The organism is Flavonifractor sp. (assembly GCF_019422385.1).
Classification (GTDB): Bacteria; Bacillota; Clostridia; order Oscillospirales; family Oscillospiraceae; genus Flavonifractor; species Flavonifractor avistercoris.
The window spans coordinates 1-12596 of record NZ_JAHZDL010000039.1 but is presented as its reverse complement, the minus strand read 5'-3'; the positions used below and the strand labels follow the sequence as shown (position 1 = coordinate 12596).

General features: G+C 65.6%; 16 protein-coding genes. 12 read left to right on the top strand and 4 right to left on the bottom strand.

The features are described 5' to 3' along the window. The 3 genes from QZ378_RS06820 to QZ378_RS06810 form a co-directional block, all read right to left on the bottom strand. Window positions 1-780, bottom strand: a 780-nt coding sequence (locus QZ378_RS06820; RefSeq protein WP_291257748.1) for an ABC transporter ATP-binding protein, incomplete at its 3' end; no start/stop codon positions are given. Further along, window positions 773-1702 (bottom strand): ABC transporter permease, encoded by a 930-nt coding sequence (locus QZ378_RS06815; RefSeq protein ID WP_366766025.1) that lies wholly within the window; start codon window positions 1700-1702, stop codon window positions 773-775. The genes QZ378_RS06815 and QZ378_RS06820, both read right to left, overlap by 8 nt. A 100-nt stretch (window positions 1703-1802) precedes the next feature. Further along, entirely contained in the window at window positions 1803-2831 is a 1029-nt protein-coding gene (locus tag QZ378_RS06810) for an ABC transporter substrate-binding protein (RefSeq protein WP_291257747.1), read from the bottom strand. A 232-nt stretch (window positions 2832-3063) separates the two neighbouring features. Here QZ378_RS06810 and QZ378_RS06805 point away from each other — a divergent pair, with 232 nt between their 5' ends. From QZ378_RS06805 to QZ378_RS06790, 4 genes are read left to right on the top strand one after another with little or no spacing between them, the layout of a single operon-like run. Beyond that, entirely contained in the window at window positions 3064-3798 is a 735-nt protein-coding gene (locus QZ378_RS06805) for a WecB/TagA/CpsF family glycosyltransferase (RefSeq protein WP_191379922.1), read from the top strand. Beyond that, on the top strand, window positions 3795-4481 hold the full coding sequence (locus QZ378_RS06800; protein ID WP_191379921.1) for a thymidylate kinase: 687 nt from the start codon (window positions 3795-3797) through the stop codon (window positions 4479-4481). Before QZ378_RS06805 ends, QZ378_RS06800 begins: the two co-directional genes overlap by 4 nt. 29 nt (window positions 4482-4510) lie before the next feature. Beyond that, window positions 4511-5056: a DJ-1 family glyoxalase III gene (locus QZ378_RS06795; protein ID WP_191379920.1), complete on the top strand. Its 546-nt coding sequence runs from the start codon at window positions 4511-4513 to the stop codon at window positions 5054-5056. Beyond that, a complete protein-coding gene (locus QZ378_RS06790; protein ID WP_191379919.1) occupies window positions 5034-5636 on the top strand; it encodes a 5-formyltetrahydrofolate cyclo-ligase in 603 nt (200 codons plus the stop codon). Before QZ378_RS06795 ends, QZ378_RS06790 begins: the two co-directional genes overlap by 23 nt. A 36-nt stretch (window positions 5637-5672) precedes the next feature. Here the strand turns inward: QZ378_RS06790 and QZ378_RS06785 are convergent, their stop codons facing one another. Beyond that, window positions 5673-5828, bottom strand: coding sequence for a hypothetical protein (locus QZ378_RS06785; protein ID WP_191379918.1), 156 nt, complete (start codon window positions 5826-5828; stop codon window positions 5673-5675). A gap of 115 nt (window positions 5829-5943) precedes the next feature. Between QZ378_RS06785 and mltG the strand changes: the two genes are divergently transcribed. The 8 genes from mltG to QZ378_RS06745 form a co-directional block, all read left to right on the top strand. Further along, window positions 5944-7128, top strand: coding sequence for an endolytic transglycosylase MltG (gene mltG / locus QZ378_RS06780; RefSeq protein WP_291257746.1), 1185 nt, complete (start codon window positions 5944-5946; stop codon window positions 7126-7128). Next, window positions 7128-8342 carry a U32 family peptidase gene (locus QZ378_RS06775; RefSeq protein ID WP_291257745.1) on the top strand — a complete coding sequence of 405 codons (1215 nt, stop codon included), beginning with the start codon at window positions 7128-7130 and terminating at the stop codon, window positions 8340-8342. Before mltG ends, QZ378_RS06775 begins: the two co-directional genes overlap by 1 nt. Then, window positions 8339-9445, top strand: a complete 1107-nt coding sequence (locus QZ378_RS06770) for an acyltransferase family protein (RefSeq protein WP_291257744.1) — start codon at window positions 8339-8341, stop codon at window positions 9443-9445. The genes QZ378_RS06775 and QZ378_RS06770 overlap by 4 nt, the downstream gene beginning before the upstream one ends. Continuing rightward, complete coding sequence (locus QZ378_RS06765) at window positions 9442-9981, top strand: DUF3795 domain-containing protein (protein ID WP_291257743.1); 540 nt, start codon at window positions 9442-9444, stop codon at window positions 9979-9981. Before QZ378_RS06770 ends, QZ378_RS06765 begins: the two co-directional genes overlap by 4 nt. Before the next feature lie 112 nt (window positions 9982-10093). Next, entirely contained in the window at window positions 10094-10657 is a 564-nt protein-coding gene (locus QZ378_RS06760; RefSeq protein ID WP_291257742.1) for a hypothetical protein, read from the top strand. Window positions 10658-11170: 513 nt separating this feature from the next. Then, window positions 11171-11620 (top strand): hypothetical protein, encoded by a 450-nt coding sequence (locus QZ378_RS06755; RefSeq protein WP_291257741.1) that lies wholly within the window; start codon window positions 11171-11173, stop codon window positions 11618-11620. Between the two features lie 30 nt (window positions 11621-11650). After that, window positions 11651-12115 carry a hypothetical protein gene (locus QZ378_RS06750; protein WP_291257740.1) on the top strand — a complete coding sequence of 155 codons (465 nt, stop codon included), beginning with the start codon at window positions 11651-11653 and terminating at the stop codon, window positions 12113-12115. Between the two features lie 341 nt (window positions 12116-12456). Then, window positions 12457-12596 (top strand): alanine--tRNA ligase-related protein (locus QZ378_RS06745; RefSeq protein ID WP_366935139.1); only part of this gene is annotated, 140 nt, incomplete at its 3' end.

Here is a 12596-nt window from a genome sequence, read left to right as displayed (position 1 = left end):
CTTGTCGTCCGCCTCGTCCGACCCGCTGGCCTTGCTGAACAGGTTGAGCAGCTGCTCCACGGTCAGCTTTCTCTTCTCCTCGCCGGACACGTCCACGGCGATGCGGCCCTCATACATCATGATCAGGCGGTTGCCGTGGGCAATGGCATCCCGCATGTTGTGGGTGATCATGAGGGTGGTGAGCTTGTCCCGCTGGACGATCTTCTCGGTGGTGTCCAGCACCTTGGCCGCCGTCTTGGGATCCAGGGCGGCGGTGTGCTCGTCCAGCAGCAGCAGCTTGGGCTTCTTCAGGGTGGCCATCAGCAGGGTCAGGGCCTGCCGCTGGCCGCCGGAGAGCAGGCCTACCTTGCTGGTCAGCCGATCCTCCAGGCCCAGATCCAGGATCTTCAGCAGCTCCTTATACTGCTCCCGCTCGGCCCGGGTGATGCCGGGGCGGAGGGAGCGGCCCTGCCCCCGGCGGGCGGCCAGGGCCAGGTTCTCCTCGATCTGCATGGTGGCGGCGGTGCCCATCATGGGGTCCTGAAACACCCGGCCGATGAACTTGGCCCGCTTGTGCTCGGGCAGGCGGGTCACGTCCTGTCCGTCGATGACGATGGAGCCGCTGTCCACCGGATAGACGCCGGCCACCAGGTTGAGCAGGGTGGACTTGCCCGCGCCGTTGCCGCCGATCACCGTCACAAAGTCCCCGTCGTTGAGGGTGAGGGACACGCCGTTCATGGCCCGCTTCTCGTTGATGGTGCCGGCGTTGAAGGTTTTGTAGATTTCCTTGATCTCAAGCATGGGTCTGCGCTCCTCTCTTGCCCGCCTTGCTGAAGTAGCGGGACTTCCAGTAGGGGATGGCCAGGAAGGCGGCCACGATCAGGGCGGTGACCAGCTTCATGTCGTCGGGGTTGAGGCCCAGCCAGATGACCACCTGGTACACCAGGTAGTACAGCACCGCGCCGATGGCCACGGCCAGCAGCTTCAGGCCAAAGTTGCGGAACACCCTGGAGAAGAGCACTTCACCGATGATCACGGCGGCCAGGCCGATGACGATGGCTCCCCGGCCCATATTCACGTCGGCAAAGCCCTGATACTGGGCCAGCAGGGCGGAGGACAGGGCCACCAGGCCGTTGGAGAGCATCAGGCCCAGCACCTTGGACACGTTGGTGTTGATGCCCTGGGCCCGGGCCATGTTCTGGTTTGCGCCGGTGGCCCGCAGGGAGGAGCCCAGCTCCGTGCCGAAGAACCAGTAGAGCACGGCGATGATCACCACCACGAAGATGGCGCCGATGAAGATCGGGTTCTGGATGCTCAGCGCCCGCACGTCCCGGGAGGAGAGCAGCACGTCGTACTGTATAGAGTTGATGGGCCGGTTGGCCTGCCCCATGATGCGCAGGTTCACCGAATAGAGGGCCAGCTGGGTCAAAATACCGGCCAGGATGGCGGGGATGCCGCACAGGGTGTGGAACACACCGGTGGCTAGGCCCGCCAGCAGCCCCGCCAGGAAGGCCCCCAGCAGGGCCGCCGGCCAGGGCAGGCCCGCCATGGTGAGCATGATATACACCGCGCCGCCGGTACACATGGTGCCGTCCACGGTCAGATCGGCCACATCCAGGATCTTATAGGTGATGTAGACCCCGATGGCCATGATGCCCCAGATAAGGCCCTGGGCCGCTACGCCCGGCAGGGCGTTGATCAGGTGCATGAAGTTCAAGTTCATTCCTCCTCAGCCCCCGTGAAGCGAGGGCTGTTTTTTTACGCCAAAACCAGCGGAAGGACAGAATCCTCCCGCTGGCTGTTGGTTCTGGTTGTGGGCCGGGTTACTCGGCCGCAATGGCCTCGTAGCCCTCCGGGGGTGTCAGGCCCAGGGCCTCGCAGTTGGCCGCGTTGTACTTGGGGGTGAAGTTGGGGGCGTAGGCGATCTCCATGGTGGCGGGATCGGCCCCGTTGACCAGGATCTCGTAGGCCATCTCAGCGGTCTGGCAGCCCAGATCATAGTAGCTGATGGACAGGGTGGCCACGCCGCAGCCGGAGCAGATGCCCTCCTCGCCGGCGATGATGGGCACGCCCGCGGGCACCGCGATGTTGCCGATGAGCTCGGCGTTGGTGGCGGCGGTGTTGTCAGTGGGGATATAGAGCACGTCGCTCTCCGCGCAGGCGGTGGTGACCACGGCGGACAGGTCGTTGGAATCGGAGAAGGCGTACTCCGTGCAGGTGTAGCCCATCTCCTCCAGATAGCCCTTCACGGTCTGTACCTGGTAGTCGGAGTTGGGCTCGGCGGAGCAGTAGACCAGGCCCACGTTCTGGGCGTCGGGGAACCACTCCTGGAGCATGGCCGCCTGCTCGTCCAGGGGGGCCAGGTCGGAGGTTCCGGACACGTTGATGCCGGTGGTGCCGTCGAAACCGTCGATGCCCAGGGCCACGCCGTACTCGGTGATGGAGGTGCCCAGGATGGGGATGTCGCCGGTGGCGGCCACAGCCGCCTGGAGGGCGGTGGTGCCGTTGCACAGGATCAGATCCACGCCCTGGGACACAAAGTTGTTGATGATGGTGGTGCAGTTGGCCGCCTCACCGGAGGCGTTCTGCTCCTGGATCTCCACAGAGGTGCCCAGCTTCTCCTCCAGGGTCTCGATGAAGCCGCGGGTGGCCTCGTCCAGCGCCACGTGCTGCATCTGCTGACAGATGCCCACCACGAAGGTCTCGCCCGCCGCGGCGGGGGACTCGGTGCCGGCCGCGGGGGACTCGGTGCCGGAGGGCGTATCGGACGTGCCGGTGCCGCCGCAGGCGGCCAGGCCAAGCGCCAGAATGCCGCTCAGGCCGAGAGCGGCCAGCCTAGATAGCTTTCTCATAGTTGTCTCCTCCAATTCCTACTGCTCTTTAGCGATTTTAGTCGCTAAAGAAAGAACTTGTGCTCATTATACTCATCTGCGCGCCGCTTGTCAACGGGGAACTTCCCCATTCTTCACAGAATCTTCATTTTTCCCGTCCCCCTTTTCCCGGTTTTTTCATGGACTTTTTCGGAAGGATGTGATAGAATGGCCTCAAATTGTGGACAGAATTCCAATCGGAGGCAATGTCATTTTGAGGACAGATATTTTGGGCGTCGGCTTCGACGACCTGACCTTGGACGAGGCCGCTGCGGCCGGCGCAGCCCTGGTGGAGGGCGGCGGCTTCCACTACGCGGTCACCCCCAATCCGGAGTTCCTGCTGACCGCCCGGCACGATGAGCCCTTCCGGCAGGCCCTGCTGGGGGCGGATCTGGTGCTGGCCGACGGGGTGGGCGTGACCTACGCCGCGAAAATCCTGGGCCGCCCGCTCAAGGGCCGGGTGCCCGGCATTGAATTCGCCCAGCGGCTGGCGGCCTGGATGGCCGCCCACGGCAAGCGGCTCTTCCTCCTGGGGGCCAAGCCCGGTGTGGCCGAGCTGGCCGCCGCCAACCTGAAGGCCGCATACCCGGGGCTGATCGTCTGCGGCACCCACGACGGGTATTTCCAGGAGGACGGCCCGGTGGTGAAAACCATTCAGGAGTCGGCGGCCGACGTGGTATTTGTGTGCCTGGGCGCCCCCAAGCAGGAGCTGTGGATGGTGCGCAACGGCCCCGCCGCCGGCGCCCGCCTGATGGTGGGCCTGGGCGGCTCCCTGGACGTGTTTGCCGGGGTGGTGGAGCGGGCCCCGGAGGGGTTCCAGAAGCTGGGGCTGGAGTGGCTCTACCGCCTGATGAAGGAACCCCGCCGCATCGGCCGCATGGCCCGGCTGCCCCTGGTGCTCTTCCAGGCTGCAGGGGCGCGGCTCACCGGAGGGAGGACACGGGCTTGAAGGGCAGGCTGATTGTCTTTGAGGGCACCGACGGGTCGGGCAAGTCCACCCAGTTCCGGCTGCTCTGTGAGCGGATGGAGGCCGAGGGCCGCCCCTTCCAGCGGCTGATCTTCCCCCAGTACAGCGAGCCCTCCTCCGCCCTGATCCGCATGTACCTGGGCGGGGAGTTCGGCTCCCACCCCTCCGACGTGAACCCCTATGCGGCCTCCACCTTCTATGCGGTGGATCGCTACGCCTCCTGGAAGAAGGTGTGGGGAGGGTACTACCAGGGCGGCGGGCTGGTGCTCTCCGACCGGTACACCACCTCCAACGCCGTCCACCAGGCCTGCAAGCTGCCGGAAGACCAGTGGGAGGGCTTCTTCCGCTGGCTCTTTGACTTTGAGTGCTCCAAGCTGGGCCTGCCCCTGCCCGATCTGGTGGTCTATCTTGACATGCCCACCGACCGGGCGGTGCACCTGCTCCGCAGCCGGGAGGCGGCCACCCACACCCACGGGGACATCCACGAGGTGGATACCGATTACCTGGCCCTGTGCCGCCGCACCGCCCTGCGGGCGGCGGATTGCCTGGGCTGGGTCAGGATCCCCTGCGTGGACGGCGCGGGCGCCCTGCGCAGCGTGGAGGACATTCACCGTGAGATCTGGGGGCGGGTCGCCCCCGTTTTGGGAAAGAGCGAGAACACTTAACTTAAAAAAGGGAAAGGTGCTGTTGCAACATGGTAGCCATTCTGCTGGGAACGGGATTTGAGGAGAGCGAGGCCCTGGTGCCCGCCGATCTGCTGCGCCGGGCCGGCGTGGAGGTCTGTCTGGCGGGCATCGGCGGGACACAGATCACCGGTGCCCACGGCATCACCGTCACCGCCGACTGCGCCCTGGAGGCGCTGAATGCCGACGCGCTGGACATGCTCATGCTCCCCGGCGGCCTGGGCGGCGTGGAGGCCATTCAGGGAGAGCTCCGCGCCCAGGCCCTGATCCAGCGCTGCTACGACGAGGGCTGCTGGCTGGCCGCCATCTGTGCCGCCCCCACCATCCTGGCCAATCTGGGCTTCCTCGACCGGCGGCGGGCTGTGTGCTACCCCGGCATGGAGGAGCTGATGGGCTCCGCCGTGGTGCAGAAGGGGACTCCCGTGGTGGTGGACGGCCACATCGTCACCGCCGAGGCCGCCGGCTCCGCCTTCCCCTTCGGCCTGAAGCTGGTGGAGGTGCTCAAGGGCGCCGACGCCGCCCGGAAGGTGGCCCATGACGTCCACTATCACGGCTGAGAAGGCCGCGCTGCGCCGCCGTGTCCGGGCGTATCTGGAGGGCCTGTCCCCCAGGCAGCGCCGGGAGAGCGACGACGCCCTCTTCGCCCGCTTCCTCTCCCTGCCCCAGGTGGAGGCGGCGGACACCCTGCTGCTCTACCACGGCATGGGGGCGGAGCCGGACACCGCCCGTCTCTTCCCCGCCCTGTGGGCCAGGGGGAAGCGGCTCTGCCTGCCCCGGTGCCTGCCCGGCCATGGGATGGAGGCCCGGCTGATCCGGCCGGACAGCGCCCTGGTCCCCCACCGTCTCGGCATGCTGGAGCCGGGGGAGGACTGCCCCCCGGTGGACCGGGCGGACATCGGCCTGGTGCTGGTGCCCGGCCTGGCCTTCGACCTCTCCGGCGGGCGTCTGGGCCAGGGAGGCGGGTTCTATGACCGCTGGCTGGCCGGTTTTTCCGGCTTCACCGCCGCCCTGTGCCGCGCCCCGCTGCTGCTGGAGCGTCTCCCCGCGGAGGGGCATGATCTCCCGGTGGCCCTGGTGCTCACCGAGGAGGGGCTGTACGGCCCGTCCGCACCTCTGACAGCGCAGAGCGGGGCCTGAGGCCCCGCTCCTGGCGCTCCACGGTACGTAACCGGTTCAGCAGCAGCCGTCGTTGCACCCGCAGTTGTTGCTGCAGCCGCAGTTGCAGCCGCAGCTGTTGCCGCTGCCGCCGCAGCAGCAGCAAATGATGATGAGAATCAGGACGATCCACAGGCAGCCGCTGCCACCCCAGCCATTGTTGCCAAAGCACATGTTTGTTTCACCTCGCTTGCTTCATCTGGCCCATACTATGCGGCCGGATGCGGGGTGGTTCCCGTCTGGGTGCCGGCGCCTGTGAGAAGCCTTTTGTTTGATTGGAGTGGAACCCATGTCTCAGGAAGAATATCGGAACGAAGAACGCCGCCCCGCCCAGCACCGGAGCGCCGGCCACGGCGGGAAGCGGGTGGCCCCCTCCCATCCGGAGGGTGAGCGGCGCCCCGCCCCCCGCCGCCGGCGGAAAAAGCGCCTGGGCGCGTGGGGCGTGCTGCTCTATATCATTTTTGTGCTGGGCATCTCCGCCATTCTGGCGGGGGTGGGCTGGATGTGGGCCAACGACGTGCTGGCCCTGAACAAGGCCCCCCTCACCGCCACCGTGCAGGTCGAGGAGGGCGACACGGTGAGCGACGTGGCCGACAAGCTGAAGGAGGCCGGCCTCATCGAGTACAAGATGGTCTTCAAGCTGTTCTGCGCCCTCACCCATGTCTCCGGCCAGGCCGGGGAGGAGGACGCCAAGATCACCCCGGGCACCTACCAGCTGGACACCGATATGGACTACCGGGCCCTGGTCTCCAGCATGGGCTCCTCCTCCGCCAGCCGGATGGTCACCACGGTCACCATCCCCGAGGGCCAGACCGAGGCCCAGATCTTCCAGCTGCTGGAGGAAAAGGGAGTGTCCACCGTGGAGCAGCTGGAGGACACCGCCGCCAACTACGACTTCAACTTCTCCTTCCTCAAGGGGGTGCTGCCCCTGGGCGATCCCAAGCGGCTGGAGGGCTATCTGTTCCCCGACACCTACGAGTTCTATATGGGCGAGGATCCGGTGAGCGTGCTCAACAAGATGATCCTCCGCTTTGACGAGATCTTCACCGAACAGATGCGCGCCGACATCCAGGCCTCCGGCCACACCATCAACGACGCGGTGATCATCGCCTCCATGATCGAGAAGGAGACCGACGGCCAGGATCAGGCCCAGATCGCCTCGGTCATCTACAACCGCCTGGACAACCCCACCAGTGAGACGGCGGGCTATCTGAACATCGACGCCACCATCCTGTACGCCACCGGCGGCACCGAGGTGGATCTTAACGCCGACACCCCCTACAACACCCGCACCCACACCGGCCTGCCCCCCACGGCCATCTCCTGCCCCGGCGTGGACGCCCTGCGGGCGGCGGTGTACCCGGACGACACCAACTACTACTTCTACGCCCTGGGCGACGACGGACTGCACCACTTCTTCCGCACCTATCAGGGCCAGCAGGACTTTATTGCAACCCAGGAGCGGTATCAGTGATGGCAAAACGAATCGAATTGCTCGCCCCCGCCGGGGACATGGAGCGGCTGCGCATGTCCCTGGCCTACGGTGCCGACGCGGTATATCTGGCGGGCACGGATTTCGGCATGCGCTCCTTTGCCGGCAACTTCACCCCGGAGGAGCTGAAACAGGCGGTGGCCCTGTGCCACAGCCGGGGCGTGGCCATCCACGTCACCTGCAACACCATGCCCCGCAACGGGGAGATCGCCCGGATGCCGGAGTGGCTGGAGTACCTCCAGGAGCTGGGGGTGGATGCGGCCATCCTGGCCGACGTGGGGGTGCTCTCCCTGCTGAAAAAGCACGCCCCCAGAGTGAAGGCCCACATCTCCACTCAAGCCAGCGTCTCCAACTACCAGGCGGCCGCCGCCTGGTATGAGCTGGGGGCCAGCCGGGTGATCCTGGCCCGGGAGCTGTCCCTGGACGAGATCCGGGAGATCCGGGCCAAGACCCCCAGGGAGCTGGAGATCGAGGCCTTCGTCCACGGGGCCATGTGCGTCAGCTACTCGGGCCGCTGCCTGCTCTCCAACTATATGACGGGCCGGGACGCCAACCGGGGCGCCTGCGCCCAGCCCTGCCGCTATCAGTACGCCCTGGTGGAGGAGAAGCGCCCTGGCGAGTACTTCCCCATCGGGGAGGACGCGGGGGGCGCCTACATCATGAACTCCAAGGACATGTGCATGATCGACCATATCCCGGAGCTCATCGACGCCGGGCTGGACTCCCTGAAGATCGAGGGGAGGGCCAAGTCGGCCTACTACGCCGCCGTGGTCACCGGCGCCTACCGCCACGCCATCGATGCCGCCCTGGACGGCCGGCCCCTGGACCCGGTGTGGCGGGACGAGGTGGAGAAGGTGAGCCACCGGCCCTACTCCACCGGCTTCTACTTCGGGGAGCCGGGCCAGCACACCAGCCACTCCCGCTATGTCCGGGACTGGCAGATCATGGCGGTGGTCACCTCCTGCGCCCCCGACGGCACCGCCCTGTGCGAGCTGCGCAACAAGCTCTCCGCCGGGGATGAGCTGGAGCTGGTGGGCCCCGGCCTGAAGCCGGTGCCCGTCACCGTGGAGGGCCTCACCGACGGAGACGGGCTGCCCATTCCGGAGGCCCGGAAGCCCCAGATGCCCTTCTACTTTCGGCTGCCCATCCAAGCCCCTCCCCTCTCCCTCCTGCGCCGGAAGGCGGTGGGCCTATGACTGGCCGCCGACTGGACTACGATCTGCTGCGGGTGCTGTCCATGATTGGGGTGGTGTATCTCCACACCGCCGCCGCAGCCCTGCGCAGGCTGGGCAACCCGCTGTGGCACTTCTCAAACCTGGCCTCCTCCCTGGCCACCGCAGCAGTACCTCTGTTCTTCATGCTCTCCGGGGCGCTGCTTCTCTCCCAGCCTCAGACCGCCCGGCTGGACACCCTGTTTCGCCGGCGGCTGCCCAAAATCCTGGTACCCCTGCTGGCCTGGTCGGCGGCGGTCATCGCTGTCACCGGCGCTCTGGCCGGGCCCCAGGCCGCCCTGGGTAAGATCATCCCCCTGCTCAACACTCCGGTGCTGGTGCCCTACTGGTTCCTCTATGCCCTGGTGCCCGTTTACCTGATCTCCCCATTCCTGAAAAAGATGGCTGACGGCCTCACCTCCGCTCAGTGGAATTATCTGGTCGTGCTGTGGTTTGTCGCCTGCATCGGTATGGGCACCCTCCGGGATATGGCTCCAGCCGGGACGCTGAAAACCGTTGTCACTGTCCACTGGACCCTCAACCTGAACTTTATCGGCGGGTACTTGGGCTACTTTCTGCTGGGGGCCCGGCTGGCCCGGCTGGAGAAGCTGCCCCGCCGGGGCGTTCTCTGGGCCGCCGCTCTGACCTGTTTCGCGGTCATTGCCGTCGGCACCTGGTATGCCTCCGCAACTGCCGGCTCCTACAGCGAGGTATTCAAGAGCTATCTGCACCTGTTTTGTGCCGGGCTTGCCTGTGCCCTGTTCCTGCTGGCCCGCTCCTATTGGGAGGGACGGGAGAGCGGTCGGGCGGTCACCCTCCTCTCCGGTCTGTCCTTCGGGGTCTACCTGGTCCATCCCCTGGCCATCGAATTCTGGCAGCGGCTTTGGCTCACCCGGATTACCCCGGCAGTAGACACCATTCCTCTCCACCTGGCCTATTATCTGGCCATTCTGGTCAGCTGCCTGCTAGGCACCTTGCTTCTCATGTCCATCAAGCCCCTATGCTGGATATTTACCGGACAGAGCTTTGCCTCCGCTTGCCGGGAGTGCAACCTGTTCGCCCTGCTGCGGAGAAAGGAGCCGTCATGAGGGATTACCGGCGGAGCGCCCCGGCGTTCTCCCTGTGCGGGCTGTGCTGCGCCCTGTGTCCCATGCACCGGATGGAGAAGGGCTGCCCCGGCTGCGGCGGCGGGGAGGGGCACCAGAGCTGCGCCGTCATCCGGTGCGCCCTGGCCCACGGCGGGCCGGAGTCCTGCGCCTTCTGCCCCGGCTATCCCTGCCCCCGGCTGACAGAGGCCGCCCGCTTCGACTCCTTCGTGCCCCACCGGAACCAGCTGGAGCATTTGAACCGCTGGGCGGCAGCGCCGGAGGACTTTCGGGCGGAGCTGGCGGAGAAGAGCCGCCTGCTCACCGAACTGCTGGAACACTACAACGACGGGCGACACAAGAGCTTCTTCTGCACCGCCGTCAACCTGCTCCCCGCTGGGGACACGGCGGCGGTGGTGGAGCGTCTGGACGGCTCCCTCCCCCTGAAGGAGCGGGCCGCCCAAGCCGTCCGCCTGCTGAACGGGGCGGCGGAGGCCCGGGGCATCTCCCTCAAATTGAACAAAAAGCCGAAGTGCTAGGGCGGCCGAACCGGCCGCCCTGTTTTTCAATTTTATTTTATTGTTTGTCGTTAAAATTATGTTGATTTTTAGACTTATATTGTGTATACTGGCCTCAGTGAGGTGAACGCTGATGCCTACGAGAGGTTCCATCCCCGGCCGCCTGGGCTCCTTTATCCTGGGCCATATTCTGTGTTCTGTGCTGTACTTTTTCTTTTCGTTTCTCAATTTCAGGCAGGCAGACCCTGTTTCCTCCACAATCGCCGTGGTACAGATCTATCTGCTGCCGGCGGCGCTCTACCTGCTGGCAGGCTGCCTGTTCTCCCTGCTCCGACACTGGCCCAGGCCGGATCGGAAAACCGCTTCCCACTCTGTCCTTTTCCCCACCCTGTGCGCCTGGGGCTGGGTGGCCGCCAGCGCGGGCGTTGGCATCTTTGGCTCTCTTGCGGGTATTCCGGCACTGGAGGGCGCCGGCTCCTGGATGTTCTTCTCCACCGTCTACTGGGCCCCGGCCTCCGCCCTGTTTGTCTTCCTTTCCCTGTTGTACTCCCTGGGCGGACTCCCCTGGCTGTGGCTGGTCTGTGTCCCTTTGGCGGGCCTGCTGCCGCCCCTGCTGTTCTTTCTGGGCTCCCTTCTGCCCCACAGGTTCCGCCGGCCCCAGCCGCCGGCGCTCCCGGAAGGGGGAACTCCCGCATGAGGCATACCGGCTCTGTCCGCGGCCGCTTCGGCGGGTTTGCCGCCGGGCATTTTACCCTCTCTATCCTGGGGTTTGGGGGCTGGCTGCTCCTGTCCGGAGCGTGGGGTCTCCCTGTATTTCCCGTCTATGTGTACGTCCTGATGCTCCTCTATGTGCCGGCGGGCTGGGTGGTGTCCTCCCTGCGCCGCTGGCCCGCCCCGGATCTGAAAACCGGCGTCAAGGCCGTCCTGTACCCCGCCCTATGCGCCTGGATCTGGGCCTTCGGCGGGCTGTGGCTCTTCTCCTCCGGCGGCACCTTGCCGTCGGTGGGCTATCTGGGCCTTCAAATTCTCCTGTCCACCTTCCTTCTGGCCTCCCCCTCGGCCCTGTTCGTCCTGATGACCGGCCTCGCCTTTCTGGACGGGGCCGCCCCGTGGCTGTGGCTGCCCCAGGTTATTCTGGCGGGCCTGCTGCCGCCTCTGCTGTTCTTCCTGGGGTCCCTTCTGCCCCGGATCTCTCGGGAGGGTTATTATGATGAAAGCGAAAAAGGTTCCGATACTCCTGGTTCTCCTGGGCGCGCTCCTCGCCTCGGTCCTGCTCCTGACGGCGGCCCGGGGCAGGGACCGGCTGGCGGGGATTGCGCGGTTCGTGACTGTCAACCAGGCGGCACTGGAGGAGATTGCGGCAGACTGCCTGCGCGGCGGCCAGACGGCGGCGCGGTACAAAAGTGTAGAGATTGAGGGCGTCTTTCCCGGGGAGCACCGGATCGTGCAGTTCTTCTCCAGCGGCTTTGGCCTGGTCCCCTCCTCCACCTACTGCGGGTTTTACTACTCGGAGGACGGCGTCCCGGCCGCCTATCAGAATGTGGATGTCCCGCTGACTCCCGCCGGGGAGGACGCGTGGCGCTGGAGCGACGGAACGGACAACGGCGGCATGACCCGACGTATTACGGAGCACTGGTTCTCCTACCGGGCGTGGTTCTGAGCCGGACAGCTCCGGGAAAGGTGGTCTTCCATGAAAAGAAAGCGCGTCCTTAGGGCCGTTTTGGCTGCCCTGGTCGGCCTGCTGCTTCTGGCCGGTCTCCTCGCCTGGCGGCTGGTGCCCGGCTACGCCTCCGCCCTGCGCCTGAACTGGGGCATCTCCCTCCCCATTCTGGCCCGCCCTTCGCTGTGCTATGAGGCGGACTCCGGCCCCAGCTTCCACGGCGACGGGATCCGGTACCATGTGTTTTCCTACCAGTATGAGGATCCCGTCAGCCTCATGTTTGCCTGGGGCTCCGTGGAGCGGGAGACCATCTACTGTGACAGCTACCGCGAGGCCGCCGAGGCTTGGCTGGACGAAATTCAGGTTCCCGCCGGGGACCGGCCCGACTATGACGATTGCCTCTATTGGTATCGGGCCCAGGAGGACAACAGCGAGCTGCTCGTCTTTTGGGACGCGGAGCAAAACCGGCTTTACTTCCTCGAATCCTTTCTCTGACCGTTCAAGATCCCCGTTCTGCGCCGAAAATGGTTGACAACCGTGAAAAATATGATAGAATAAGGCAGTTGAAACGCCATGACGAAGCCAAGCGGATGCCCGTGCGCCGAGCGAGGAGGGGACAGTGGAAGCCCTCTGCGGCACGGCTCCGCAAGCCACTTCACCAGCCGCCCGGGACGACCGGGACGCCTCATCCCCGTTACCGGATGGCATGAGATGCCCTTCGGGGCAGATCAGGGTGGTACCGTGGAGTGAATACGCTCCGCCCCTGACATGGGGGCGGGGCTTCTTTTTTGCCCGGCAAAGCCCAAAATTTTGGAAGATAGGAGTTTGGTCTGTCCATGCACAAGAACTACGGTCTCAACGAGCTGCGCGAGATGTTCCTGAAATTCTTCGAGACAAAGGGCCATCTGCGCCTGCCCAGCTTCTCCCTCATCCCCCAGAACGATGCCTCGCTGCTGCTCATCAACAGCGGTATGGC